We start from the raw sequence: 24,390 nt of genomic DNA on the forward strand, positions 1-24,390 counted from the left end.
AAGCCGGCGCCCTGCCTGCGACGGCTCTGCTCCCGCGCGATCAGCGCTTGGCGACCGCGACAGCCTGCGGCGCGACGATCAGCGGCTCTGCCTGGAGCACCTGCTTGATGATCTCGCTGCGCACGGCCTCGGCCACCGGCGTCGTCAGGGATGGACCGTCAGCTTCGGCACGGCCGTCACGAACCTCCCACCCCAGTCGGTGATATATTGAAGTTGCTGCATGATCTCGCTTTGAAGATTCCATGGCAGGATCACGACCCTTTCCGGCTTCTCCGCGCGAAGCCTCTCCTCGGTAACGATGGGAATGCGGCTGCCGGGCAGGAGCAGCCCTTGTTTTGCTGGATTCTTGTCCACGACGAAGGACAGGAGATCCTGCTTGACGCCCGAAAAGTTCAAAAGCGTGTTGCCCTTGGCGGCCGCGCCATAGGCGGCCACCTTCAGGCCCTGCCGCCGGCAGTCGATCAGGAAGGAGAGAAAGCCGTCGCGCACGCCGGCGGCCGTCTCCTGAAAGCCGGTGTAGAAGCCATCGGTGAGAAGACCGGCGGCCTCCTCGCTGGCGAGCATGTCGGCAACCGCCGGGCTAACGGCATGGGCGGCGGCATCGCTGCGCATGGCGAAGACACGCAGGCTGCCGCCATGCCACGGCGTCGTCTCCACATCGAAGACCGTCAGGCCGTTCTCGCGGAAGATCCGCTCGACCGCGGTCAGCGAAAGATAGGAATAATGCTCGTGATAGGTCGTATCGAACTGGCCCTCGCGCACCATGTTGAGCAGATGCGGGAATTCAAAGGTGGCCACGCCTGATGGTTTCAGCAGGCGGGCGAAGCCGCGCACGAAGTCGTTGATATCAGGCACATGCGCCAGCACATTGTTGGCGGCGGTCAGATCGGCGGCAAGGCCCTTTTCCGCCAGCTCGGCGCCGAGCGCTTCGCCGAAGAAGGCCTCGACGATCTCTATGCCCCTGGCGCGGGCCGCAGCCGCCGTGCTCGCGGTCGGCTCGACGCCCAGGCAGGGAATGCCGCGCGCGACCGCGTGCTGCAGCAGATAGCCGTCATTGGCGGCGATCTCGACGATATGCGATCGCGCGCCCAGCGCGAAACGCTCCTGCATGGCGGCGACATAGCGCTCGGCATGGGCGACCCAGGAGGAGGAGATCGCGCTGAAATAGGCATAGCGCGGCGAGAAGAAGGTCTCGCGCGCGGCAAAGTCCTCCGTCTGCACCAGACGGCAGGCCTGGCAGCAGCGCACGACAAGCGGATACCACAGTTCCGGCTGGTCGCGCTCGGCGGGCTCCACATAGGAATTGGACGGGGGGGCGGTGCCCAGATCCAGGAAGGGCACCATGCGCTGCGCGCCGCAATGCCGGCACTTCATGCGGAAAACCTCTCGTCAGGAATGGATAGCCTCGGCAAGGCCTCGTCGCGCGGCGAACGGTTGGCGACCGGCAGGGGCCAGGCGATCGACAGGGTCGGATCGGTGGCGTCGATCCCGGCCTCGGCCTCGGCGGCATAGGGCGCGGAATGGACGTAGATCATCCTGACATCGTCGGTCAGGGCCTGAAAACCATGCGCGAATCCCTCGGGGATCATCAGCGCACAGGCATTGCCTGCCGAAAGCTCGGCCGCATGGGTCTTCAGGTAAGTGGGCGATTGCGGTCGAAGATCGACCGCCACATCGAGAATGGCGCCTTCGACGCAGGAGACCAGCTTGATCTCGGCGAAAGGCGGCTTCTGATAGTGCAGGCCACGCACGGTGCCCCTGTGCCGGGTGCGGCTTTCATTGATCTGGGCAACGGGCCCATGCCAGCCGGCAGCGGCGAGTTCCTCGGCGCAGAACAGGCGGGCGAAACTGCCGCGCGGATCCGCGATCGGGCGGCGCTTCAACAGGAGCAGGCCGTCAAGCGGCGTCGCCTCGATCTCGAACCGCTTGCTCATCAGCCGGCCAGCCGCTCGCGTTCGGACTGACTGGCCGTTCCGACGAAATCGCGGATATCGGCCAGGCACAGGCTTAGCGCATCCGCGCCTTCGCGCTGGGCGCGATACCATTCCATGGTGCGGCGCAGCGTTTCAGACAGGCCCCAGCGCGGATAGTAGCCGAGTTCGCTGCGGGCCTTGCTGCTGTCGAGCACGAGATAGCCGGCTTCGTGCGGCCCCTCGGAGCCGTCGCCCAGCACCACCCCGGCACCCTTGCCGCCGAAATGACGCTCCGCCAGCCGCAGGACCGCGCCAACGGACGCCGCCTCGCCGTGGTTGGGACCGAAATTGAAGGCCTCGACCCCTTCCGGGGCCTCCCACAGGCGCCGAGCGAGACCCAGATAGCCGCCGAGCGGCTCCAGCACGTGCTGCCAGGGGCGGATGGCCTTGGGGCGGCGCACATGCAAGGCGGCGCCGGCCTGCCAGGCACGCACGGCGTCGGGGATCAGGCGATCTTCCGCCCAGTCGCCGCCGCCGATGACATTGCCGGCACGCGCGGTGGCCAGGCCGACATTGCGGCCGGCGAAATAGGAGTTGCGGTAGCTCGCCGCGACGATCTCCGCCGCCGCCTTGCTGGCGCTGTAAGGATCGTGCCCGCCGAGCGGATCGCTCTCCATGAAGGCGAGGCCGTTTTCGGGATTGTTGTAGACCTTGTCCGTGGTCACCACCACGACGGCGCGCACGTCCTCGCTCGCCCGCAGCGCATCCAGCAGATTGGCGGTGCCGCGCACGTTCACCTCGAAGGTGCCGAGCGGATCGCGGTAGCCGGCGCGCACCAGGGCCTGGGCGGCCAGATGGAAGACGATCTCGGGACGGCTGCGCAGCACATGGGCCAGCACCGCGTCGCGGTCGCGAATGTCGAGAATATCGGTGTCGTCGGTCGACGCGCCCAGGAGACGATGAAGCGAGGGCTCGGTCTGCGGCGCGAGCGAGAGGCCCGTGACCTGCGCACCGAGTTCCTTCAGCCAGAGCGACAGCCAGCTTCCCTTGAAGCCGGTGTGGCCCGTGACCAGGACGCGCTTACCGTGCCAGAAATTTTCCTGCATGTTACCAGACCTTCCATGGCGGCGTGCCGCCCTGCCACAGGCTTTCGAGGTGATTCTTGTCGCGCAGCGTGTCCATCGGCTGCCAGAAGCCTTCATGGAAAAAGGCGCGCAAATGGCCTTCGGACGCCAGATGCGTCAGCGGTTCGCCTTCCCAGCTGGTCTGATCACCCTCGATCAGGCCGATCACCTTCGGAGAGAGCACGAAGAAGCCGCCATTGATGAAGCCGCCTTCCCCCTCGGGTTTTTCGATGAAGCCCTGAACCCGGTCGCCATCGAGCTGCAGCGCGCCATAGCGGGCGGGCGGGCGCACGGCGGTCACCGTCGCCATCTGCCCATGCGCCTTGTGGAAGGCGATCAGGCCGCTGATGTCGACATTGCTGACGCCGTCGCCATAGGTGAAGCAGAAAGCTTCTTCGTCCTTGAGATATTTCTCCAGCCGCTTCAGGCGTCCGCCGGTCAGCGAGTTCTCGCCGGTGTCCACCAGCGTCACCCGCCAGTCCTCCGCGCTCTTGCGGTGGAACTGCATGCTGCTGTCGGCAAAGTCGAAGGTGATGTCCGACATATGCAGGCCGTAATTGGCGAAATATTCCTTGATCACATAGCCTTTGAAGCCGCAGCAGATGATGAAGTCGCGGATGCCATGGGCATAGTAGATCTTCATGATGTGCCAGAGAATCGGCCGGCCGCCGATCTCGATCATCGGCTTGGGACGCAGATGCGTCTCCTCGGCAATGCGAGAGCCGAGACCGCCTGCGAGAATCACCGCTTTCACCGGCGCTCCTCCTTGAGGATGGAACGGACCGCCGCCGTCCTGGCAGAGAAGCCAGGGCCGTTCGGGCTGCATCCATGTTCGGTTTGTATGTTCATGTCGGCTATCAAACTAGGCAATGAACCTGTCTTGAGGCTGGCGGTGGCGCCCGCCCATCTTTCACGGCGAGCGGATGCTCAGGCCGCGCGCATGGCTTCCAGATAATCGCGGTAGAGCGTGCCCAGTCCCGGCTTGCCGAGATCCCAATTGTCCAGGAGATCGCAGGCGACATCGAAGGTCACCTCCGGCTCGGGAACATGCGCGACGGCGAGGATGACCGGGGCCAGCGGATGGGCCATCAGGCCCTCATGGCTTTGCAGCAGCATGGCGAAGGCGCAGAAGTGCAGCTTGCTGTTGGCGCGGCTCGCCGCCTCGCGCTCGTCCGGCGACATCGGCAGAGCGATAAGCTGCAGGAAGCAGTGAATGTCCAGGAATCGCAACAGCACGCTGATGGCGGTGTCGATGTTCTTCAGCGACGCGCCCGAATAGAGCGAGGTATTGGCCGCATCGATGCCCTCGTCGGTCGACCAGCGGTCCCAATCATAGCGCAGCAGGATCGACGGATCGTGCACGACCCTGCCAATGGACACCAGGGCGAAGACAATCGCCCAGTCGATATAGCCGCCCTTGGTCGGATGGGTTTGGATCGCCTCGATGATCGCGCAGAAGGCCTCGCGGCGCCACAGGCTGTAATAGAGGCTGTTGTTGGCCATGGCCTTGGCATTGTATTCGGCAAAGCGCGCCTCGGGATCCTGCGCCAGGATTTCAAAGGTTTCGCTGTGCCGAACGCCGCCGGCGGAGGTCCACAGGAGAAGCTCGGGCCGCACGCCGACGATATCGGCCGGCAGACCTTCGAGGCTGATGGGGGACAGGTCGTCGCGCAGGAAGATCTCGTCGTCATCGCCCAGCATCAGCAGGAAGGGCGTGTCCGCTCTGCGCATGCCGTTGAGCAGGTTCTGGTTGGCGTCCAGGGGCGCATCGGCCAGATAGAGCAGGTTCTCGGAGCGGCCGATCCAATAGGCGCTCTTCTGCGCATCCCTGGAATTGTCCGAGACGATCAGCCGGCAGCCGGTCTTCTCGGCGAAGATCAGCGCCGTTTCGATCGAGCCATAGGATCGGGCGAAAGACCGGTTGCTTGGCATGCACAGAGACAGGAGGGTCTTCATGTTTGATCCTTGGACCGGGCGGTCAACGGGAAAACGGCGTCACAGCGCGTGGATGCGCAGGGGGGCGGGGGCTTGGCCGGCGCGCGCCTGGCGGGCCATGGCCTCGAAGGCCAGTTCGAGATGCGCCGTCAAGCGCTTCGGATTGAAGAGCGGCGGGGGCTGGCGATGCCCCTTGGCCGCGCGCTGCAGCGCCTTGCGTCGCTCGGGATCCTCGGCCAGGTCGAGCGCCAGGGTGAGATAGCCATCCTCGCTTTCGGCCGGTTCCACCGGCAGACCTGCCGCCGTAAGGAGGCTCGCGCCGCAGCGGGCAGCGAAGCTTTCGCCCTTGAGAGTGACGACAGGGACGCCGGCCATCAGAAGGTCGATGGTCTCCTCACCGCCGCTTGCAGCCAGCGTGTCCAGCCCGATATCGGCAGCGGCCGCGCGGGCGGCGCGCAGGCGCGGCTGCGGATCGCCGAAGATCACCCGGTCGGCCACGCCTCCGGCATCCATGAAACGCAGGAAATTGATCTGGGCAAAGGTGGAGGCCCGGTCGAGCCACAGGAAGCCCTGCGCGCAGCGTTGCAGCAGGCTGCGCCACAGAACGGCCGTCTGCTGCGTGATGCGCTCGGGCGCGGCGAAGGCGGCGAAGAGAACGCTGCCCTCCGGCAGCACCGGCCGTGTCTGCCCGGGCGAGACCGTTGCCGGCTCGACCGCCATGAAGCCTTCCGGCAGCAGGCAGATCTTTTCCGCATAGGCGCCCTGCGCTTCGGGCGGCAGCGCGATGGGATCGGCGATGCGGTAGTCCACATCCATGCCCGTCGCCGGTCCGGGCACCCCCAGCCACAGGGCCTGAACCGCGGCAGCGCCGGCATTGAGAATGCCCGGCCGGCCGCCGGCCGCATGGCCGCTGAGATCGACCAGCACGTCGAAAGCCCGCTCGCGCAGGCTCGCCGCCGCCGCCACATCATCCAGCCCGTCCAGACTGACGAGTTCGACATTGACGCAGGCCGCCTTGCCCTGCTTGCGCACGGCCTCGGCATCGGCCTTGGTCTGGCAGATCACGCTCAGCAAGAACCTGTGGCGATCATGGTGCTGGAGAACCGGCAGAAGGCTGCGCAGGAGATCGGGCGCAAGGCTCAGCGGCCCAAGCAGATAGGCCAGGCGCACGGACCCGGTCCGCTCAAGGCAAAGCGCGCGCCGGGCCACGCGGGCTGGTTCGGATGGAGCAAGGTCGCTGTCGACAAGGACCTGTCGCGCATTCAGGCCATCATCGCCGCTCCACAGGAGATGGTCGCGCGGATGATCAACGGCAAAACTCAAGGGATCGGCCCGGTGAAGCATGCGGTCGCGCAGGCGCTGGTTCTCCATCACCGCCTCGGTCAAAAGCAGGGAGGCGCGCAGCCAGCGCCGATAATGCGCCTGCGCAGCCGGCTCGGCTCCGTAACAAAGCGCGGCAGCGCGCAGCGCCGCGGCCTCCGCGCGGACCTCCGCCGTTCCCTCCAGCAGCTTGATCGCAAGATTGCGCAGCATGTCCTCAGAAGGCCCGCCCAGCGCGGCGGCGCGCTCGAAGTAGAAGGCCGCCTTCATCTCTTGGCCCGTCTTCACGCAGCATTGGCCGGCCAGCACATAGGTCTGCGCATCGATCATGCCGGATTGCGCAAAGACCGGCAGCAGCAAGGCCAAAGCCTCCGCCGGCCTTCCGCGCTGATAATGCTCGACGGCTTTCTGCAGGGCGATGGACATGGGACGCGCTCTCGAAATCTGGAGACTGCGCGCTTGCTAGCAAGAGAGACTTACGCCGGGCTGTCAGCTAAAAGCAGCAGGGCCGCAAGCCGGGGCCATGCTCTTACTTCGTGTCGGGGGCGGATGCGGGGGAGAAGCGATGCTCGGCACCGATCTGAGCGGACCTCACAGCGCGCTGCTCTCGCGCATCATATGGCGCTCCCGATCAAGCGCGCGGGCGATGGTGCCCTTGAGGTGATTGAACTCGTGCGTCCAGCCGAGTTCCCGCCGCGCGAGATCCGGATTGGCGACGATCATCGCGGGGTCGCCGGCGTCGCGTTCGGCGAAGATCAAACCGCCATCTCTTGCCCTTTTTCACGCCTGTCGGGCACGGGAGAAAAATCCCGATCCCTTTACAGGCGAAGAATGTATTCGGAAAGCCGCGCGGCGGCTTCCTGCATCTGCGCGGGATCGCGCAGGAAGCAGGCACGCAGGAAATTGCCGCCGCCCGGGCCGAAGGCCGTGCCGGGCGCAAGGCCCACGCCGGTGCGGTCGACGATGTCGATCGCGGCCGCGCGCGCATCCTCGACGCCGTCGATCTTGAGAAAGGCGTAGATCGCCCCGTCGGGCTTGCGCGTTTCCACGCGGTTGGTAGCGATCAGCGCGTCGAGGAAGAGGTCGCGCGAGCGGCGCGCCAGCGCGAGGTTGCGGCTCACCACCGCGTCGCCCGTCTCTATGGCGGCCAGTGCACCCGCCTGGATGAACTGCGCCACACCCGAGGTGGAATATTGGATCAGGTTCTCGATGACCTGGCCGAGTTCGGCGGGGGCGACGATCCAGCCCACGCGCCAGCCGGTCATCGACCAGTTCTTCGACAGCGAATTGACGAAGACGATGCGATCATCCGCCTCCATCACGTCGAGGAAGGAGGGCGCGCGCGGCGCATGATAGGCGTAGCGGGCATAGATCTCGTCGGCGACGATCCAGAACCCGTGCCGGCGAGCGAGATCGAGAAGCTGGGCCAGATCCTCGCGCGTCGCGGTCCAGCCGGTCGGATTGCCGGGTGTGTTGACGAAGAGCACGCGGGTGCGCGGCGTGATCGCATCGACCAGCCGCGCCATGTCCAGCTGCCAGCCGCCCTCGGCAAAGCTGAGCGGCACGGCACAGGGCACGCCGCCGGAGATGGCGGCGGCGGCGGCGAAGTTCGGCCAGGTAGGCGTGAGATAGAGCAGCTCGTCGCCCGGCCCTGTCAGCGCCTCGATCGCGATCTTGATCGCCTGCATGCCCGAGGCGGTGACATAGACATTGTCGGCCGAGAGGCGAGCGTCGAAATGGCGGGCATGGTAGTCGGCGATCGCCTGGCGCAGCGGCGGGATGCCGCGCTGCCAGGTATAGAAGGTCTCGCCCGCCGTCAGGCTGTCGCGGGCGGCGGCGCTGATGAAGTCAGGCGTCGGCTGGTCGCCCTCGCCCACCCAGAGCGGGATCAACCCCTCTCGGCCGCGCGCATAGTTGACGACCTCGACGATGCCGCTTTCGGGCGCCTGCAGCGCGCGCGGGCTCAAGGTGGACAGGACCGACATCTCAAAAGGCTCCCTGGGTCACGCGGCGCGCGCCTTCCGGGCCCGCCGCTTTGACACGCCTTTTACCGCGTTCCCGGCGCGCGATCACGCCAGAAACGCTGAAGCATCGATCGACGGGCGTGATCGATCGGGCGAGCCAGCGGCGCGGTATCAGGGGGTCTGCGGGCGCGCGTTGACCTTCAGAAGGTCGCGGATCTCGGTCAAAAGCTGAACATCGGCCGGCGGCGGCGCAGGGTCGGCCTTGCCGGTCTTCTTGTCGTGCTCCACCGAGGCGCGCAGCCGGTTCACGCCCTTGACGATCAGGAAGATGATCCAGGCGAGGATCAGGAAATTGATCAGCACGGTGATGAAGCTGCCATAGGCGAAGACCGCGCCCTGCTCGCGCGCCTGGGCGAGCGTGGAGGCGGTGACCTTGGCCGAAAGCGGCAGGAAATAGTTGGAGAAATCGAACCCCCCGCCCGTCAGCGCGCCGACCACCGGCATGACCAGATCATTGACGACGGAATCGACGATCTTGCTGAAGGCCGCACCAATGATGACGCCGACGGCAAGATCCATGACATTGCCGCGGGCGATGAATTGTTTGAACTCGTTGAACATGTCCCGTCTCTCCTTCATCTGTCGCTTTCGACCGGCATCCGTCGCTCTCGACTGGCGCGCCTCTCCGTGCGATCGGCACGCCGCCAGCCTGCTTGCACCCTGCAGGGCCGCCATCCCCGCTCGCGCATGCTGCGCAATCTATCGCTCCGCGACAGGAAAGAAAGCGGCTTCTGACCGGCTATCGGTCCGCACCCGGCCTTCCCACAGATCGACGACGCTGTCTTCGACTTAAGGCGGAGGCGGAGGCGATTTCTTCGGCCCGGGCCTTCGGCTATCATTCTCCTCCATCAAGCCCATGGAGGGGGCATGCTTTCGGGATCGGTCATCGCGGCGATTGCCTTCGCCTATCTCATGCTGCTCTTCGCGGTGGCGAGCTATGGCGACCGCAGGGCGCGCAAGGCGCGCGCGCCGGAGCATGGCCGGCCGCTGGTCTATGCGCTGAGCCTGGCGATCTACTGCACCTCATGGACCTATTTCGGCGGCGTGGGCCTGGCGGCTGAGCGGGGGTTCGAATATCTCGGCATCTATATCGGCCCGATCCTGATGTTCACCCTCGGCCTGCCAGTGATCCGCCGGATCATCACGCTGGCCAAGGCGGAGAAAATCACCTCGATCGCCGATTTCATCGCCGCCCGCTATGGCAAGAGCCAGGCGGTGGCGGCACTGGTGGCGATCATCTCGCTGATCGGCGCCATTCCCTATATCGCCATGCAGCTCAAGGCCGTTTCCGGCACGGTCGCGGCCATCGTGGCCGAGACGCCGATGGCGCAGGGCGCGACGACGGCGGAAACCATGCAGGCGGTCGGCATTTTCGAACTGCCGCTGCTGGTCACCCTCCTCCTCGCCTTCTTCGCCGCGATCTTCGGCACCCGTCACACGGATGCGACCGAACATCAGGACGGGCTGATCCTCGCCATCGCGATGGAGTCGCTGATCAAGCTGGTGGCGCTGGTCACCGCCGGGCTCTATGTCGTCTTCGTGCTGTTTGCCGGCCCGGCGGATCTGGCGGCGAAGGTAGCGCAGACCCCCGCCGCCATGGCGGCGCTCTCTTACGAAACACCCTGGAAACGCTGGGTGCTGGTCGTGGCGCTTTCGGCCTTCGCCATCATCCTCCTGCCGCGCCAGTTTCATGTCACCGTGGTGGAAAACCGGACCGAGCGCGAGCTGCGCACCGCCGGCCTGCTCTTTCCGCTCTATCTCGCGGCGATCAATCTCCTGGTGCTGCCGGTGGCGCTGGCCGGGCTCATCCATTTCGGCGGCGGCGGCGTGCCGGATCTCTATCTCCTCACGTTGCCGATCGCCGGCGACGCGCCCTTCTTCACGCTCGTCACCTTCATCGGCGGCTTTTCCGCCGCCACCGCCATGGTTATCGTCGCCTCGGTGGCGCTGTCGATCATGCTGTCCAACGATATCGTCATGCCGATCCTCTTGCGGCGCACGCTGATGGGGCGCAGCCATTACGAGGATATCGCAAGCCTTCTCCTGAAGGTGCGGCGCACGGCGATCTTCGTGGTGCTGCTTCTGGCCTATGCCTACTACCGCGCCGCCGACATGAGCGCCGGCCTCGCCTCGCTGGGGCTCTTGTCCTTCGCCGCGATCTCGCAGATGGCGCCGGCGCTGTTCGGCGGCCTGATCTGGCGCCAGGCCACGGCGCGCGGCGCGCTGGCCGGCATGGGCCTGGGCTTTCTCACCTGGGCCTATCTCCTGTTCCTGCCGAGCCTTGGCGGGCCGGACAATTCCGCGCTGGCCGAAAGCGTTCTCGGCTTCCTCTTCCCCTTCGGTTCGCTGTTCACCGGGCCGCAGGCCGATCCGCTCGTCAATGCCACCACGCTCAGCCTGCTGGTGAACGGGCTCGCCTATGTCGGCTTCTCGCTCTCGCGCGCGCCGCGTCCCCTGGAGCGGCTGCAGGCCGGCATCTTCATCCGCCGCCGCTCGCGCAGCCAGCGCGCCTTTCGCGGCCGCAAGACCAAGGTGACCGTGGCCGAGCTGAAAGGGACGGTCGCGCGCTATCTCGGCGAGGAGCGCACGCAGCGCTCCTTCCGGGCGCATGAGCGCCAGAGCGGCCGGACCATTCTGGACAGCGAGCCGGCCGACATGGCGCTCCTTAATTTTTCCGAGCAGCTGCTCGGCTCGGCGATCGGCTCGGCCTCGGCCCGGCTGGTCCTCTCGCTTGTTCTCCAGCGCGCCGACGATGCCTCGCCCGATGCCGCCTGGCTGCTCGATCAGGCCAGCGAAGCGCTGCGCCACAATCAGGGCATGCTGCAGACGGCACTGTCGCAGATGGACCAGGGTATCGCCGTCTTCGACAGCACGCACCAGCTGAGCCTGTGGAACCGCCGCTTCCGCGAGCTGCTCGACCTGCCGGAAAGCGCCGGCCGGGTCGGCATGCCGCTTGCCGACATCGTCGGCCTGCTGGCGGCGCGCGGCGATGTGGCGGCCGGCGAGGAGACGGCAACCATCCAGGCCTTCCTGCGGCTGGACACGCCCTTCGTCCTGACGTTAGGCGGCGGACGGCGGATGATCGAGCTGCGCAGCAATGCCATGCCCGACCGGGGCATCGTCACCACCTATAGCGACATTACAGCCCGCGTGGCGGCCGATCTCGCGCTGAAACAGGCCAATGAAACGCTGGAGGCCCGCGTGGCCGAGCGCACGGCGGAACTCACCCGCGTCAACCATGCGCTGGCGGAGGCGCGGCAATCGGCCGAGGATGCCAATATCGGCAAGACCCGCTTCTTCGCCGCCGCGGGCCACGACATCCTGCAGCCGCTGAACGCCGCCCGGCTCTATTCCTCCTCGCTGGTCGAGCGGCTCGGCGCCTCGCCCGATCGCGAGCTGGTGCGCAACATCGATTCGGCGCTGGAATCGGTGGAGGCGATCCTCGGCGCCGTGCTGGATCTCTCCCGCCTCGACACAGGCGCGATGAAGCCCCGGCTGCAGCCGGTGCCGCTCGGCGAATTCCTGCGGCGGATCGAGACCGATTTCCAGCCGCAGGCCCGCGCGAAAGGCCTGACGCTGACGGTGATGCCGAGCTCGCTGACCGTGCGCAGCGACCCCAATCTCCTGCGCCGTCTGGTGCAGAACCTCGTTTCCAACGCGATCAAATATACGCCCTCCGGCCGGGTGCTGGTGGGCGTGCAGCGGCGGGGCTCGGAGGCGGTGATCCAGGTGCTCGATTCCGGCATCGGCATTCCCGCCTCGAAATATCGCACCGTGTTCAAGGAGTTCACCCGATTGACGGAGGGCGCGCGCACGGCGAGCGGGCTGGGCCTCGGCCTGTCGATCGTCGACCGGATCGCTCGGGTTCTCGCGCATGAGGTTTCGCTGAACTCCCTGCCGGGGCGCGGCACGCGCTTTCGCGTGCATATGCCGCTTGCCGCCCGCGCAGCCCAGCCTGCCGAGCCCCTGACGCTTGCGGTAGAGGCCGCGCCGCCGCTGCAGCCGCTTCTGGGGCTGAAGGTGCTGTGCATCGACAACGAACCGCAGATTCTCGCCGGCATGGCCACGCTGCTCTCCGGCTGGGGCTGCCGGGTGGAAACAGCGGCGGAGGCATCCGGCTGGCTGTCGGGTCGTTCCGCGCTGCGAGAGGAAGGGCCCGACATCGTCATCGCTGACTATCATCTGGACGAGGGAACGGGGCTCGAGGCCATCGCCGCCATCCAGAGGCAGCTTGCCCGTCCCGTGCCCGCTCTCCTGGTGACGGCCGACCGCTCGCCGGAGCTGCGCACCGCCGTGGAAGCCGCCGGCGTGACGCTGCACAACAAGCCGGTGCGCCCGGCTTCCCTGCGCGCCTGGCTCACCCGCTTCGCGCCGCCGCAGCGGCAGGCGGCGGAATAAGGCAGGCAAGAAAACCAAGCCTCGATCAGGCGGCGCCGCCGAGAAGCCGGCCGTAATGGATGACCGCCTGGGTGCGGCTGTCGACATGCAGCTTGAGCAGAATGGCCGAGACATGCGCCTTGATCGTCGCCTCGGACACGCCGAGCTCATAGGCGATCTGCTTGTTGAGCAGCCCCTCGGCCAGCATGGAGAGGACCCGCGCCTGCTGCGGGGTCAACGATTGCAGACGCTGCAACAACAGGACGGTGGCCGGATCCTGCTGCTGGCCGGGGCTGAAGCCGGCGGGGGTGTAGATCTCGCCCGCAAGCGCTGTATCGATGCCGGCGCGGATCTCGTCGATGCCTGAGGATTTCGACAGGAAGCCGCAGGCGCCGAGATCGAGCGCGCGCTGGATGGTGGCGGGGTCGTCATGGGCCGAGACGACCATGACCGGCAGGGCCGGATGGTCGATGCGCAGGCTCATCAGGCCGGAAAAGCCGGAAACGCCGGGCATGGTGAGATCGAGCAGCAGAAGATCGGCCTCGGGATGAGCCGTGACGACGCGGCGTGTGGCATCGAAATCCCCTGCCTCGAGAATGAGGACGCCACCGCCGGCCGCGCCGAGCGCCTGGGCCAGCGCGCCGCGGAACAGGGGGTGGTCATCGGCGATGATCAGGGTGATGCCGCCGACATCCGCCACGCTTCCCTGCCCGGCCGCTGCCGGCTCCTGTCCGATCTGCCCGGCTCGCGCCGGTTCCTGTGTCCTTTGTCCGGCTTGCGCCGGTGCCGCGCGTCCCGTGATGGTGGTCATGCTCATCCTGCTCCTCCCCGAGCCTTTAGAGCGCTAGAGCATCAGACTGAAAATCGCACGCAGTCCGATGCTCTAATTTTTTGTTTTTGCATCGGATTTTTCCGAAAACCGGTTCCCACTTTTCGGTCCGATGCTCTAAGCCTTCTTTACGTGAAGCATCCTCATCGACCCTCGATTCACTCCGGTCGGATGATGCTGTGGCCGCCGCGCCGCCTCCTCAAGGGCGCAGGCCTGCATCGTCCTCCTGCAGGATCGANCCTTCTTTACGTGAAGCATCCTCATCGACCCTCGATTCACTCCGGTCGGATGATGCTGTGGCCGCCGCGCCGCCTCCTCAAGGGCGCAGGCCTGCATCGTCCTCCTGCAGGATCGATGGACGCCGTGGCGGCGTTTTCCCGCCGACGACAGCGGACGAAACCGCTGCCGCTTGCGATGGCCTGCATCACGACGCGAAAGTGCCTGATGTCGTTCCGGCCGTGCTCACGTCTTGTCGGGCAGGGAACCACTCTCTTCCCCGCTCCCGGACGGCGCGCCCGACCTGTTCTCACCAGATCTGTTCTCGCCCGACCTGTTCTCGAACGACTGGACCATGTCGAAAAAGCTGCGCATCCATCTTTCCATGATGCCGATGCTGCGGTCAATCTCCGCATCCGTCGGCAGATTTGCCGATGGACGCGGCGGCGGTGCCTGACGCTCGGCCTTTTCCAACGCCTCGACCCGGCGCGTCAGATCATCGAGCTCCCGCTCGAAGGCCGCGCGCTCGTCGGCCGCCATGCGGCAGGTGACCGTCTCGCCGTTCTCACGGCAGAGCGAGACCTCGCCGGTGGCGGTATCCAGCCGGATCAGCCCGCGCTCGCCGCGCTCCATCCTGTAGCGGCCCGCCGCAGGCTCTTCCGCCTGAAGCGGCAAAGCCATCAGCAGCGCCGGCACCATGACGGCCAGTCCCCGAATCATCTGCGTCATCCCGCTCTCCTTGTTTGACCTGAGGCCTGTCTCGCTTCGGCACACTGTCGCCCGCTCGTGTCGAACGGAGCGACCGCTCCCGCGGATTTTCCCCAGATGTTGCCATCCTGCCCGTGCAATTCATGGACAATCCGCAACAATTGAGGCATGCCGCAGGCGAACGGGCAAACTCCGTGACCTCATTCGCGGGCGGCAAGAGGTAATCAGGCTGACATGACAGACGTGATCTACAAGATCGTGACGGCGCCGCAGTGGCAGGCGGCAGAGGCAACGGGGCGTTTCGACGGGGCGCCGGTGGATCTCTCCGACGGCTTCATCCACTTCTCGACCGCTGAACAGGTGGCCGAGACGGCGGCGCGCCATTTCGCCGGACAGGGCGACCTTCTTCTCGTGGCGGTCGATGCGGATGCCCTGGGCGAGGCGCTGGTGTTCGAGCCCTCGCGCGGGGGCGCGCTGTTTCCGCATCTCTATGGACCGCTGCCGCTCGCAGCCGTGCGCTGGCAGGCCGCGCTGCCGCTGGGGCCGGATGGTCGCCATCGCTTTCCCGAGGATCTCGCGGGCCAGGAGGCCAGCCGATGAACCGCTTTATCGATCGCACCGGCCGCCGCGCGCTGTTCTGCTTCGATCCGGAGACCGCCCATGGCCTGTCGATCGCGGCGCTGAAGACCGGGCTGGTGCCCGCCAAGCCGGTGCGCGCGGATCCGCGCCTGCGCCAGACCATTGCCGGCCTGTCCTTTCCCAATCCGCTCGGTCTTGCGGCCGGCTATGACAAGAATGCCGAGGTACCGGAAGCCATTCTCAAGCTCGGCTTCGGCTTTACCGAGGTCGGCACGCTGACGCCGCGCCCACAGGCGGGCAATGACAAGCCGCGCATCTTCCGGCTGAAGGAGGATGAGGCGGTCATCAACCGGCTCGGCTTCAACAATGAGGGCCATGATGCCGCTTTCGCGCGGCTTTCGGACTGCCGCCGCGATGCGCTGATCGGCGTCAATATCGGCGCCAACAAGGACAGCGCCGACCGGATCGGCGATTACGTTCTGGGCATCCGCCGCTTCGCCGCGCTGGCGCGCTATTTCACCGTCAACATCTCCTCGCCCAACACACCCGGCCTGCGCGACCTGCAGGCCCGCGAAAGCCTGGCGACGCTGCTCAAAGCGGTGCTGTCGGCGCGCGACGAGGCAGCCGGCGAGCGGCGCGTGCCGGTCTTCCTGAAGATCGCGCCCGACCTGACCGAGGAAGGGCTCGACGACATCGCCGCCGAAGCGCTGGCCCATCCGCTCGACGGGCTGATCGTCTCCAACACCACGCTGTCGCGCGACGGACTGACCGACGCGGCGCAGGCGAAGGAAGCCGGCGGGCTCTCGGGCAAGCCGCTGTTTCGCCGCTCCACCATCGTTCTGGCCAAGATGCGCCAGCGCGTCGGTCCGGCCCTGCCGATCATCGGTGTCGGCGGCGTCAATTCCGGCGAGACGGCGGCGGAGAAGATCCGCGCGGGCGCGGACTTGGTGCAGCTCTATTCCTGCATGGTCTATCACGGGCCCCGCCTGCCCGGCCACATCATCAGCGATCTGTCGCATCTGTGCGCGCGCGAGCAGCTCTTCTCGATCCGCGATATCCGCGACACAAGGACGAGCTTCTGGGCGGCCGAGGGGCTCTAACCAATACCCGCGTCAGGCGGCGAAGCTCGCTGCGGCGCGTTTTGGCAGGCGGGCAAGCAGCAGAAGCCCGCGCGCCAGCAGAAATAGGTTGAGCGCGGCCCAGAGGCCGTGATTGCCGAAGGCCGGCACGAGAGTCGCCGCCGCCAGCCCATAAAGAGCGAAGGCCAGCAGCATCATGTTGCGCATGTCGCGCGACCAGGTGGCGCCGATGAAGACGCCGTCCATCAGGAAGGCAAGCGCGCCGGTGAGCGCCGTCAGGGCCGCCCAGGGGACATAGCGATAGGCCTCGAAGCGCACGGCCTCGGCCGTGGTCAGCGCATCGATCACCCCCTGCCCCACCAGGAGGAAGAAGAGCGTGGTGAGCAGCGCCAGGCCGAAGGACCAGAGCGCGGTGAGCTTCAGCGCCCGCTCGAAAGCCGGCCGGTACCGCGCGCCGATGGCCCGGCCCGTCAGCTGCTCGGCGGCATTGGCAAGCCCGTCCAGATAATAGCCGGCGAGAAGGAAGATCGTCATCAGCAGGGAATTGGCCGCCAGCACGACAGGGCCCTGCGCCGTGCCCAGCCGCGTCATCACCAGGAAGGCGGCCAAGAGCACGAAGGAACGGATCATGATGTCACGATTGAGCGCGAACAGCGCCATCAGCCGATCGCGCGCGACGATCTCGGCCCAAGCCGGGCGATAGGCGCGGTCGAAACGCCTGATGACCAGGGCGACGCCCACCAGAGCGCCGACCGCCTCGCCGATGGCCGTGGCGCAGGCTACGCCGGCCACGCCCCAGCCGAGAACCAGGCCCAGCGTGATCGACAGCACGATGTTGGTGCCGTTGATCAGCGTCTGCAGCACAAGGCCGAGCGTGCCCTGCCCGCGCCCGAGAACAAAGCCGAGCACCGCATAATTAGCGAGCGACGCGGGGGCTGCGAGGATGCGGTAGAAGAAATAGACGCGGGTGACCTCGGCCACGTCATCGCCCGGCTGCAGCACCGCGAGGCCGGCCTTGAGAAACAGTGGCGACAGCGCGACCAGCACGACGCCGCTGACGAGCGCAATGGCGAGCGAACGCCAGAAGATCGCCTGCTGCTCGCGCAGATTTCCCTGGCCGAAAGCCTGCGCCACCAGCCCCGTGGTGGCCGAGCGCAGGAAATTGAAGGTGGTGAAGATCAGGTCGAACAGAATGGCGCCGACGGCAAGTCCGGCCAGCAATCGTGCTTCGCCCAGCCGGCCGATGACGCCGGTATCGACCAGGCCGAGCAGCGGCGTCGTCAGGAAGCCGAGCGTCATGGGTACGGCGATCGACAGGACGAGGCGATGGCTGACGGTGAAGGCGCCCCCGTTGCTCCGGTCGGTCTGTCTCTCCGGCGAAGGCGGCGCGGCGGCGATCATGAAGGCAGTCCCGATGCTCGATCAGCCGGCATCACGCGTCCGGCGGGTAGAACATTCCGCGAACGATACCCCTTCGTCAAGAGGCGATTCGCAACATCGTCACGTATGGAAGGAAATCAGCCTGACGACAGGACCATGGCCCAATAGGGACGGTTGCCCGTGGCGGGATTGGCGACCATGGCCACGCCTAGCCCGGTATAATGCGCGCCGAGCATGTTCTCCAGATGCTTGGGCGAATGGAGCCAGGCCTGATAGGCGGCAGCTGCATCCTTCTGGCCGGCGGCGATGTTCTCGGCGGCCGGAAGGCGGACGCTGCCGCCCTTCATCCGGTCGAGAAAGCTGTCGGAGATGGACAGCAGATGCGCCATCTTGCCGGCCTTGGCCATGCGCGCCGCTTGGTAACGCGCGGCCTCGACGGCCGCGGGATCGCGCGACAGCGGCGACAGGCCCTTGTCCTTGCGCAGCTGGTTCAGCGCGCCGAGAACGGCATCGGTCTCGTCCCGGCCGACGCCCGGGGCGACCGGCACCGGCTTGCCGGCGCAGCTTGCCAGAAATGCAAGGCCGCTGACGGCGGCCAGGGAGAGGAAGCCGCGGCGCGCGGCCGCACGGCGGTCGGCATCAGGCGGAAGAACAGGCATCAACGGCGAAGGCTCAACAGGCGGATGATCAGGAAGGCGGGCAGGACGACCGCGCCGCCCAGAAGCAGATAATCGCCGAAGGCGCCCAGCGCGGCAAAACCCTGGCGCCAGAGATCGCGCAGGAAGTCCTCGATCGTGTGGAGAATGCCGAAAGGCGTCCAGCCGAAGACCTTCATCAGAAAGCCGACGACCAGCGAGACCACCAACAGCTTCACGACCACGCGCAGCGGCGAATCGCCCAGGAACCGGTTCACACCGTCGCTCATCTGTTTTTCTTCGTCCTTTCACGACAAAAGCCTGCCCGCGCCGCGATCAGGGATAAGGCCCGGGCTGTCGATGGATAACAGCGCAGGCTGACGCGGGCATGACGCGGCGATGCCGCGTGAGTTGGGCTTTTCTTCGACCATGGCGCAAGTTTTGCCTGCGGCCCTGCTTCAATTGCGGGGCGATCTCCGGCGGCACGGCGATCTCCGCTGCGGCAGAACCGGCAGAAAGCGATTTCCTGCCGCGCCGGCCTGCGCTATCAGCCTCTGCCCGCATCCTTGACAACGTGCATCCCCGAAGACGGAGCCCGACCCCATGAGCCTTCATGCCGCCTCGCTGACCTCAGGCGATCTTCTGGCCGACCGCCGCGCGGAATATGCCGCCATGCTGGCCGAGAGCGGCGATGCCGAGGGTGCCGCCGATCTCATGCGCCAGGCGCTGGAGCTGGCGCCGGACTGGGCGGCCGGCTGGTTTCGGCTGGCGGATTATGCGGAAAAAGCCGGCGCGCGGGATGCGGCGGCGGCAGCGCTGGAGCGGGTGCTGGCGCTCTCGCCCGAGGATGTGTTCGGCGCGGGGCTGAAGCGGGCCATGCTCGGCGCGGCGCCGGCGCCGGCCCAGCCGCCCAGCGCCTATGTCGCCCAGCTCTTCGACGATTATGCCGACCGCTTCGATGCCGCCCTGGTCGAGCGCCTTGGCTACAGCGTGCCGCAGAAGCTCGCCCGGCTGGTGGCGGCGCAGCTGAAGGGCGCGCTCGGCTGCGTGGTCGATCTCGGCTGCGGTACCGGCCTGTTCGGCGCGGAGATCCGCGCAGAGGCCACGCGGCTGGAAGGCTTCGACCTTTCCGCCAACATGCTGGCCAAGGCGCGTGCCAAGGCGCTCTACGATCATCTGGGCCAGGCCGACCTGACACAACCGCCGGCCCATTCCGGCCTGTTCGCAGACGACCTCGCACCGTCGCGCGCCGATCTCGCGGCGGCGGCCGATGTGCTGATGTATCTCGGCGATCTCGCGCCTGCCTTCACGCTCGCGTCCGCGCTGCTGCGGCCCGGCGGCCACTTCGCCTTTTCCGTGGAAGATGCCGATGCCGTGCCGGCCGCGCCCGGCCCGCGCGAAGGCGTGGTGCTCAGGCCTTCGCTGCGGTTTGCCCATCGGGAGGCCTATGTTCGGGCGACGGCGGCCGATGCGGGCTTTGCCATCCTTCAGGACATGCGCACGGGCATTCGCAAAGATGGCGCGCAGGAGGTGCAGGGCATTCTGTTTCTTGCGTCGAAAACCGCCTGAGCGACGGATTCTTGCGATCTTCGATTAGGTCAGCATTCCTTCCATATTGCGCTTGCGAAAACGCCGTAAAAGCCTGATAGTCTTGACAGGTTGATGAGATGGCGGCCCGGCGATGGGGACGGATCTCAGGCCCCATTCCCTTTTCCGATCCTCTTGTTCCGGCCTGCCGCGTGCGTCTGCGCGCCGGTGCGCCATGCCCTGGAGACATGACGATGGCACAGCTGATGAGCACGCTTGGCTTCTGGAACTCGAGCGCCGGCCGGCACACGCCGATCGAAGATATTCAGGGGATTTTCACCGGCAGCCTCGTGGCGGCGCTGGGCCTCTACATGCTGGCGAGCGCCGGGCTTCTGACCGGCAGCACCGCCGGCGTCGCCTTCCTCCTGCATTATGCGCTCGGCATCAATTTCGGCCTGGCCTTCTTCCTGCTGAACCTGCCGTTCTTCTACCTGTCGCTGAAGCGCCTCGGCCTCGCCTTCACCATCAAGACCTTCGTCGCCATCGGGCTTACCGCCGTCCTATCCGATCTGCAGACGCGCTTCTTCACCATTGCCGGCATGCAGCCGGCCTGGGGCGCGCTGACCGGCGGCCTGCTTCTGGGCTATGGCCTGCTGGCGCTTTACCGCCATCGCGCCAGCCTCGGCGGCGTCGGCATTCTTGGCATCTGGATGCAGGAACGCTTCGGCATTCGCGCCGGCTTCGTCCAGCTGGTCATCGATATGGGCGTGCTGGCCGCCGCCTTCTTCGTTACCTCGCCCCAGACCGTGCTTTATTCCGTGCTGGGCGCCGTGGTTCTCAACCTCTTCGTGGCGATCAATCACCGCTCCGACCGCTATATCGCACTGTAATCTTAGACTAACCGAATCCGATCCAGTCGCAGCAGAAATCTTAAGGCTGATCTGGGCACTATCTATCCGCCTGCCGGTAGCAGCAGCGAGTCTTGCCGGACGTGCAGGGTCACTTTTTTCGGTGGTCCTGACTTTCGGGGCGTGGACGCCAACGCACCGCCACGGCCACCCCTCCTCATCTATTCCTGGTTCTTTCGCGGCGGTGCAACAAAACGCCCTTTTCGATACTTGTGCGACAGGGGATACAGGCCGGAAAAGCTGCGCCCGAAAAACTCCGCAATCTCTTCCCATGTCATCGCCTCGAAGGACGGCCTGCGTCGCCCTCGCGGCGAGTACCCGGGCATTTTCGTGAACAGGGTTCGCGGCATGTGGGCATTCGCTGTGCCCCGTCTTCATTCGCCGCTCCGGTTCCGACACGATGACATCCGCCACACCCAGCCCCTTCGAGGTCGGCCCTATCCGGAAGAAGCGGCATTCGCTCCTGTGGCGGGCGATCCTGTCCGTCGATGCGCTGTCCGTCTCGCTGTCTCCCTGCTCCGGCGCCGAGCGTCTGGCGCGCTACAATGCCGCGCTGGAGATCGATTGTCCGCACGACCTGCACGGCGAGGACGTGATCCTGGTGGCCGGCGACGAGGCCTATTTCCAGCGCTATGGCGCCTCCTTCATCCGCTCTCTGGCGCTTCTGCGACAGAGCTTCTTCGTCCATCTCCATCTTTTCCAGCCTGGCCCGGAGGTGCTGGCCGAGGTCGCGCGCCTGCGGCGGGACTATCCCGACATCGCCCTGAGCCTGACGATCGACCGCCTGACCGGCCTCGACCTGCCGCGCCGGTTGAACATCTACTACAATGCCGCCCGATTCATCGCTGCCAGCGAGCTTCTCGATCGCGGCGTCGCGCGGCTGCTGATCCTCGACATCGACACGCTCGCCCGCCGCTCGCCCTGGGAGCGGCTGGCCGGGCTGACCTGCGACGTGGCCTTCAACTTCCGCCCGGACAAGACAAAGCCCTGGCAGAAGATCCTCGCCAATGCCGTCTATTACCAGGGCACGCCCGCGGCCCGCGCCTTCAGCCAGCGCTTCGCTCGCGCGCTTCTCAAAGGACTTGCCCGCAATCCGGCCTATCACCTCGACCAGATCGTGCCGCACTACCTGCTGAAGAGCGGACGGCGGTTCGCGCGCGACAGCGTCGGCGCGCTGCCGGACGATCTGATCAGCCTGGATTACGATCCGCAGGCCAGCCTCTGGACGGCCAAGGGCGCACACAAGCGCTCCGAGCGGTTTCTCCTGGAAAAGGCGCGGGTGGACCAGATGGCCAGACCTCAGACGGGTCTGAAGCGGGGGGCCTGAAGTACTGGGCCTGAGCGCCGCTGTGGCGACATGCTGCCGCAGTGCAAGGACATGCTTGTACCATCCCGTGACTGCGATAATCTGCCCGCGCCGCCCGCCGCAGCGGGCCGAAGAAAAAAGGGGAATGCGCGTGAAAACGATCCTGATGGCCGCGGCCGTGCTTCTGGCCGCAACCCAGCTTGCCCAAGCCGAAGACACGATCCGCATCGCCACCGAGGGCGCCTATCCGCCCTTCAACTATATCGATACCGACGGCAGCCTGAAGGGTCTGGATGTGGATATCGCCAAGGCGCTCTGCGAGGAGATGAAGGCCAAGTGCACCATCGTCCAGCAGGAATGGGATGGCATGATCCCGGCGCTGACGGCCAAGAAATTCGACGCCATCGTCGCCTCGATGTCGATCACCGAGGAACGCAAGAAGAAGATCGACTTCTCGAACAAATATTACGTCCAGCCGCTCTCCATCGGCGTTCCCAAGGACAGCAAGATCACGGCGGTGACGCCGGAGGCGATGAAGGGCAAGACCATCGGCGCACAGGGCTCCACCACCCAGGCCGATTATGCCGAGGATCACTTCGGCAAGGCGGGCGCCGAGGTGAAGCTCTACCCCAGCAATGACGAGGCGACGGCGGATCTGCAGAACGGCCGGCTCGACGCGATGATCACCGACAAGTTCGTGCTGGTCGACTGGCTGAACAAGGCCGGCAAGGACTGCTGCAAGCTGCTCGGCGACGTGCCCAACACGGTGACCGAGGTCGGCATCGGCCTGCGCCAGGGCGATCCGCTGAAGGAGAAGTTCAATGCGGCGATCGATGCGATCGTCAAGGACGGCACCTACACCAAGATCACCCGCAAATATTTCCCCTTCGACATCTATTGATCCTCGATTCTGCCCGCGCCGAAGGTCATGACGCCCTTGGCGCGGGCGGGCATCGGCATAGGACGGCAGCAAGCGCCGTCCTGCCGGCCCAGGCATCGCCCCGCGTCAGCGCAGCCCCTGCGTGGAGGCGCAAGCGCGACGCCGTTGAAATTTTGAACAGGCTGCACTGGCTTTTTCCGCGCCCGTCGAGGTCGGGAGATCTGTGCGCAAAAGGCCGGATGCCGCTGGTTTTACCTTGCCGGGAAAAGCCGGCGGGTTTCGGGCAAGAGGACTTCGGGTATTTTTCATGGGCTTCGATTGTCTCGTTCTCGGTGGCGGTATTGTCGGCGTCAGCGCCGCGCTTCATCTGCAGGCGCGCGGCCGCACGATAGCGCTGATCGACCGCGCCCAGCCGGGAACCGGCACCAGCTATGGCAATGCCGGGCTGATCGAACGCTCCTCCGTGGTGCCCTACGCCTTTCCGCGCAAGCTGTCCGCCCTGTTCGCCTATGGGCTGAACCGGCGCTCGGATGTTCGCTATGACCCGAAATTCCTGGCCCGCATCGCCCCCTTCCTGCTGCGCTACTGGCGCGCCTCCGCGCCGGCGCCGCTCGAGGCTTCCGCCGCGGCGCTGCTGCCGCTGATCGAGGCCTCGATTGCCGAGCACCAGGCGCTCAGCGCGCAAGCGGGCGCTGAAGGGCTGATGCGCCCGGGCGGCTGGATCTCGCTCTACAAGAGCGAGAAGGGCTTTGCGGCGGCGGCGCGCGAGGGCGAAGGCTTCCGGACCTCGCACGGCCTGTCGGTGGACATTCTCGACCGTGCGGCCTTCCTCGCGCTGGAGCCGGCCTTTGTCAGCGGCGCCGAACGCATCGCCGGCGCGGTTCACTGGCGCGATCCCCTGACGGTGGAGGATCCTCTGGCGCTGACGACGGCCTATGCCGCGCTGTTTCGTGACAAAGGCGGCCGCATCCTGACGGGGCAGGCGGAGAGCCTGCGTGCCGACGGTACCGGCTGGGGGGTCGAAACCGGGGAAGGCCCCGTGACGGCGCGCGAAGCCGTCATCGCGCTCGGGCCGCAATCGGCTGCGCTGGTGTCCCGCTTCGGGCTCAGCGTGCCCATGGCGGTCAAGCGCGGCTATCACCGCCACTATGCCCAGGCCGAGGGCGCCCTGCCCGGCCGCCCTGTGGTGGACGAGGATGCCGGCTATGTGCTGGCGCCGATGCGCCAGGGGTTGCGGCTGACGACGGGCATCGAATTCGCCGCCGCCGACAGCCCGGCCAATCCGGCGCAGCTTCAGGCCTGCGAGGCAGCAGCGCGTGGCCTGCTGCCGCTTGGGGCCCCGGTGGAGGCCGCGCCCTGGATGGGCCTGCGCCCCTGCCTGCCGGACATGAAGCCGCTGATCGGGCCGGTGCCGGGCCAGCCCGGTCTCTGGTGCGACTTCGGCCATGCCCATCACGGGCTGACGCTGGGCCCCGCCAGCGGCCGGCTGCTGGCCGAGCTGATAACAGGCGAGACGCCCTTTGCCGATCCTGCCCCTTTCGCGCCGGCCCGCTTCGCCTGATCCGGGCCTCGGCCGGTGCATCCCTCCCCATTCCTGCCCTTCGACCTTGCCCGCCCTTCAACTTCATTTGAGGACGACCTATTTTCGTT

Annotated in this window: 22 protein-coding genes; 8 read left to right on the top strand and 14 right to left on the bottom strand. The window is 66.4% G+C overall.

Going from position 1 to position 24,390, the window contains the following annotated elements; genetic code table 11:
- Positions 1-144: 144 nt before the first annotated feature.
- The 9 genes from BJF92_RS19615 to mscL all read right to left on the bottom strand — a co-directional run bounded on the left by BJF92_RS19615 (position 145) and on the right by mscL (position 8,877).
- Entirely contained in the window at positions 145-1,374 is a 1,230-nt protein-coding gene (locus BJF92_RS19615) for a class I SAM-dependent methyltransferase (RefSeq protein ID WP_075636455.1), read from the bottom strand.
- The gene (locus BJF92_RS19620) at positions 1,371-1,934 is read right to left on the bottom strand and encodes a dTDP-4-dehydrorhamnose 3,5-epimerase family protein (RefSeq protein ID WP_075636456.1); all 564 of its coding nucleotides are present in this window, start codon (positions 1,932-1,934) and stop codon (positions 1,371-1,373) included. The genes BJF92_RS19615 and BJF92_RS19620 overlap by 4 nt, the downstream gene beginning before the upstream one ends.
- On the bottom strand, positions 1,934-3,019 hold the full coding sequence (gene rfbG / locus BJF92_RS19625) for a CDP-glucose 4,6-dehydratase (protein ID WP_075636457.1): 1,086 nt from the start codon (positions 3,017-3,019) through the stop codon (positions 1,934-1,936). Before rfbG ends, BJF92_RS19620 begins: the two co-directional genes overlap by 1 nt.
- Position 3,020: 1 nt before the next feature.
- Positions 3,021-3,791 (bottom strand): glucose-1-phosphate cytidylyltransferase, encoded by a 771-nt coding sequence (rfbF, locus tag BJF92_RS19630; protein ID WP_075636458.1) that lies wholly within the window; start codon positions 3,789-3,791, stop codon positions 3,021-3,023.
- Between the two features lie 173 nt (positions 3,792-3,964).
- Positions 3,965-4,993 (bottom strand): hypothetical protein, encoded by a 1,029-nt coding sequence (locus tag BJF92_RS19635; RefSeq protein ID WP_075636459.1) that lies wholly within the window; start codon positions 4,991-4,993, stop codon positions 3,965-3,967.
- A 39-nt stretch (positions 4,994-5,032) separates the two neighbouring features.
- Positions 5,033-6,718, bottom strand: a complete 1,686-nt coding sequence (locus BJF92_RS19640; RefSeq protein WP_075636460.1) for an O-linked N-acetylglucosamine transferase family protein — start codon at positions 6,716-6,718, stop codon at positions 5,033-5,035.
- A 165-nt stretch (positions 6,719-6,883) separates the two neighbouring features.
- On the bottom strand, positions 6,884-7,051 hold the full coding sequence (locus BJF92_RS25650) for a hypothetical protein (RefSeq protein ID WP_158032254.1): 168 nt from the start codon (positions 7,049-7,051) through the stop codon (positions 6,884-6,886).
- A gap of 59 nt (positions 7,052-7,110) precedes the next feature.
- A complete protein-coding gene (locus BJF92_RS19645; protein WP_075636461.1) occupies positions 7,111-8,277 on the bottom strand; it encodes a pyridoxal phosphate-dependent aminotransferase in 1,167 nt (388 codons plus the stop codon).
- Between the two features lie 150 nt (positions 8,278-8,427).
- Positions 8,428-8,877 carry a large conductance mechanosensitive channel protein MscL gene (mscL, locus tag BJF92_RS19650; protein ID WP_075636462.1) on the bottom strand — a complete coding sequence of 150 codons (450 nt, stop codon included), beginning with the start codon at positions 8,875-8,877 and terminating at the stop codon, positions 8,428-8,430.
- A 306-nt stretch (positions 8,878-9,183) separates the two neighbouring features.
- On the opposite strand from mscL, the gene BJF92_RS19655 reads away from it, so the two are divergent.
- Positions 9,184-12,714, top strand: coding sequence for a hybrid sensor histidine kinase/response regulator (locus BJF92_RS19655; protein ID WP_075636463.1), 3,531 nt, complete (start codon positions 9,184-9,186; stop codon positions 12,712-12,714).
- 25 nt (positions 12,715-12,739) lie between these two features.
- On the opposite strand, the gene BJF92_RS19660 is transcribed toward BJF92_RS19655, so the two are convergent.
- A complete protein-coding gene (locus BJF92_RS19660; protein WP_245294835.1) occupies positions 12,740-13,510 on the bottom strand; it encodes a response regulator in 771 nt (256 codons plus the stop codon).
- A gap of 474 nt (positions 13,511-13,984) precedes the next feature.
- Positions 13,985-14,467, bottom strand: a complete 483-nt coding sequence (locus BJF92_RS19665; RefSeq protein WP_075636464.1) for a hypothetical protein — start codon at positions 14,465-14,467, stop codon at positions 13,985-13,987.
- A 213-nt stretch (positions 14,468-14,680) separates the two neighbouring features.
- On the opposite strand from BJF92_RS19665, the gene BJF92_RS19670 reads away from it, so the two are divergent.
- The gene (locus BJF92_RS19670) at positions 14,681-15,046 is read left to right on the top strand and encodes a DUF952 domain-containing protein (protein WP_075636465.1); all 366 of its coding nucleotides are present in this window, start codon (positions 14,681-14,683) and stop codon (positions 15,044-15,046) included.
- Positions 15,043-16,125, top strand: coding sequence for a quinone-dependent dihydroorotate dehydrogenase (locus BJF92_RS19675; RefSeq protein ID WP_075636466.1), 1,083 nt, complete (start codon positions 15,043-15,045; stop codon positions 16,123-16,125). The genes BJF92_RS19670 and BJF92_RS19675 overlap by 4 nt, the downstream gene beginning before the upstream one ends.
- Positions 16,126-16,137: 12 nt before the next feature.
- Here the strand turns inward: BJF92_RS19675 and BJF92_RS19680 are convergent, their stop codons facing one another.
- From BJF92_RS19680 to BJF92_RS19690, 3 genes are all read right to left on the bottom strand, one after another.
- Entirely contained in the window at positions 16,138-17,505 is a 1,368-nt protein-coding gene (locus BJF92_RS19680; RefSeq protein ID WP_075636467.1) for an MATE family efflux transporter, read from the bottom strand.
- Between the two features lie 116 nt (positions 17,506-17,621).
- A complete protein-coding gene (locus tag BJF92_RS19685; protein ID WP_075636468.1) occupies positions 17,622-18,143 on the bottom strand; it encodes a CAP domain-containing protein in 522 nt (173 codons plus the stop codon).
- Positions 18,143-18,409 carry a DUF6460 domain-containing protein gene (locus BJF92_RS19690; RefSeq protein ID WP_075636469.1) on the bottom strand — a complete coding sequence of 89 codons (267 nt, stop codon included), beginning with the start codon at positions 18,407-18,409 and terminating at the stop codon, positions 18,143-18,145. Before BJF92_RS19690 ends, BJF92_RS19685 begins: the two co-directional genes overlap by 1 nt.
- Positions 18,410-18,722: 313 nt before the next feature.
- Between BJF92_RS19690 and BJF92_RS19695 the strand changes: the two genes are divergently transcribed.
- The 5 genes from BJF92_RS19695 (at position 18,723) to BJF92_RS19715 (ending at position 24,301) form a co-directional block, all read left to right on the top strand.
- Positions 18,723-19,688 carry a class I SAM-dependent DNA methyltransferase gene (locus BJF92_RS19695; RefSeq protein ID WP_075636470.1) on the top strand — a complete coding sequence of 322 codons (966 nt, stop codon included), beginning with the start codon at positions 18,723-18,725 and terminating at the stop codon, positions 19,686-19,688.
- Positions 19,689-19,900: 212 nt separating this feature from the next.
- The gene (locus tag BJF92_RS19700; protein ID WP_075636471.1) at positions 19,901-20,536 is read left to right on the top strand and encodes a YitT family protein; all 636 of its coding nucleotides are present in this window, start codon (positions 19,901-19,903) and stop codon (positions 20,534-20,536) included.
- Positions 20,537-20,954: 418 nt separating this feature from the next.
- Positions 20,955-21,881 carry a hypothetical protein gene (locus BJF92_RS19705; RefSeq protein ID WP_075636472.1) on the top strand — a complete coding sequence of 309 codons (927 nt, stop codon included), beginning with the start codon at positions 20,955-20,957 and terminating at the stop codon, positions 21,879-21,881.
- 124 nt (positions 21,882-22,005) lie between these two features.
- Positions 22,006-22,761 carry an ABC transporter substrate-binding protein gene (locus tag BJF92_RS19710; protein WP_075636473.1) on the top strand — a complete coding sequence of 252 codons (756 nt, stop codon included), beginning with the start codon at positions 22,006-22,008 and terminating at the stop codon, positions 22,759-22,761.
- A gap of 286 nt (positions 22,762-23,047) precedes the next feature.
- On the top strand, positions 23,048-24,301 hold the full coding sequence (locus BJF92_RS19715; protein WP_075636474.1) for an NAD(P)/FAD-dependent oxidoreductase: 1,254 nt from the start codon (positions 23,048-23,050) through the stop codon (positions 24,299-24,301).
- The last annotated feature ends 89 nt before the right edge of the window (positions 24,302-24,390 follow it).

It is taken from the genome of Xaviernesmea rhizosphaerae, assembly GCF_001938945.1.
Lineage (GTDB): Bacteria > Pseudomonadota > Alphaproteobacteria > Rhizobiales > Rhizobiaceae > Xaviernesmea > Xaviernesmea rhizosphaerae.

What these genes read in the sequence shown, in the direction of transcription:
- BJF92_RS19660 (WP_245294835.1), bottom strand. Translation starts at nt 13,510, where the DNA reads ATGAGCATGACCACCATCACGGGACGCGCGGCACCGGCGCAAGCCGGA.
- BJF92_RS19655 (WP_075636463.1), top strand. Translation starts at nt 9,184, where the DNA reads ATGCTTTCGGGATCGGTCATCGCGGCGATTGCCTTCGCCTATCTCATG.
- BJF92_RS19670 (WP_075636465.1), top strand. Translation starts at nt 14,681, where the DNA reads ATGACAGACGTGATCTACAAGATCGTGACGGCGCCGCAGTGGCAGGCG.
- BJF92_RS19705 (WP_075636472.1), top strand. Translation starts at nt 20,955, where the DNA reads ATGACATCCGCCACACCCAGCCCCTTCGAGGTCGGCCCTATCCGGAAG.
- BJF92_RS19690 (WP_075636469.1), bottom strand. Translation starts at nt 18,409, where the DNA reads ATGAGCGACGGTGTGAACCGGTTCCTGGGCGATTCGCCGCTGCGCGTG.
- BJF92_RS19675 (WP_075636466.1), top strand. Translation starts at nt 15,043, where the DNA reads ATGAACCGCTTTATCGATCGCACCGGCCGCCGCGCGCTGTTCTGCTTC.
- BJF92_RS19645 (WP_075636461.1), bottom strand. Translation starts at nt 8,277, where the DNA reads ATGTCGGTCCTGTCCACCTTGAGCCCGCGCGCGCTGCAGGCGCCCGAA.
- BJF92_RS19620 (WP_075636456.1), bottom strand. Translation starts at nt 1,934, where the DNA reads ATGAGCAAGCGGTTCGAGATCGAGGCGACGCCGCTTGACGGCCTGCTC.
- BJF92_RS19715 (WP_075636474.1), top strand. Translation starts at nt 23,048, where the DNA reads ATGGGCTTCGATTGTCTCGTTCTCGGTGGCGGTATTGTCGGCGTCAGC.
- BJF92_RS19640 (WP_075636460.1), bottom strand. Translation starts at nt 6,718, where the DNA reads ATGTCCATCGCCCTGCAGAAAGCCGTCGAGCATTATCAGCGCGGAAGG.
- BJF92_RS19710 (WP_075636473.1), top strand. Translation starts at nt 22,006, where the DNA reads ATGCGCGTGAAAACGATCCTGATGGCCGCGGCCGTGCTTCTGGCCGCA.
- BJF92_RS19680 (WP_075636467.1), bottom strand. Translation starts at nt 17,505, where the DNA reads ATGATCGCCGCCGCGCCGCCTTCGCCGGAGAGACAGACCGACCGGAGC.
- BJF92_RS19635 (WP_075636459.1), bottom strand. Translation starts at nt 4,993, where the DNA reads ATGAAGACCCTCCTGTCTCTGTGCATGCCAAGCAACCGGTCTTTCGCC.
- BJF92_RS19615 (WP_075636455.1), bottom strand. Translation starts at nt 1,374, where the DNA reads ATGAAGTGCCGGCATTGCGGCGCGCAGCGCATGGTGCCCTTCCTGGAT.
- BJF92_RS19695 (WP_075636470.1), top strand. Translation starts at nt 18,723, where the DNA reads ATGAGCCTTCATGCCGCCTCGCTGACCTCAGGCGATCTTCTGGCCGAC.
- rfbG (WP_075636457.1), bottom strand. Translation starts at nt 3,019, where the DNA reads ATGCAGGAAAATTTCTGGCACGGTAAGCGCGTCCTGGTCACGGGCCAC.
- BJF92_RS19685 (WP_075636468.1), bottom strand. Translation starts at nt 18,143, where the DNA reads ATGCCTGTTCTTCCGCCTGATGCCGACCGCCGTGCGGCCGCGCGCCGC.
- BJF92_RS19665 (WP_075636464.1), bottom strand. Translation starts at nt 14,467, where the DNA reads ATGACGCAGATGATTCGGGGACTGGCCGTCATGGTGCCGGCGCTGCTG.
- mscL (WP_075636462.1), bottom strand. Translation starts at nt 8,877, where the DNA reads ATGTTCAACGAGTTCAAACAATTCATCGCCCGCGGCAATGTCATGGAT.
- BJF92_RS19700 (WP_075636471.1), top strand. Translation starts at nt 19,901, where the DNA reads ATGGCACAGCTGATGAGCACGCTTGGCTTCTGGAACTCGAGCGCCGGC.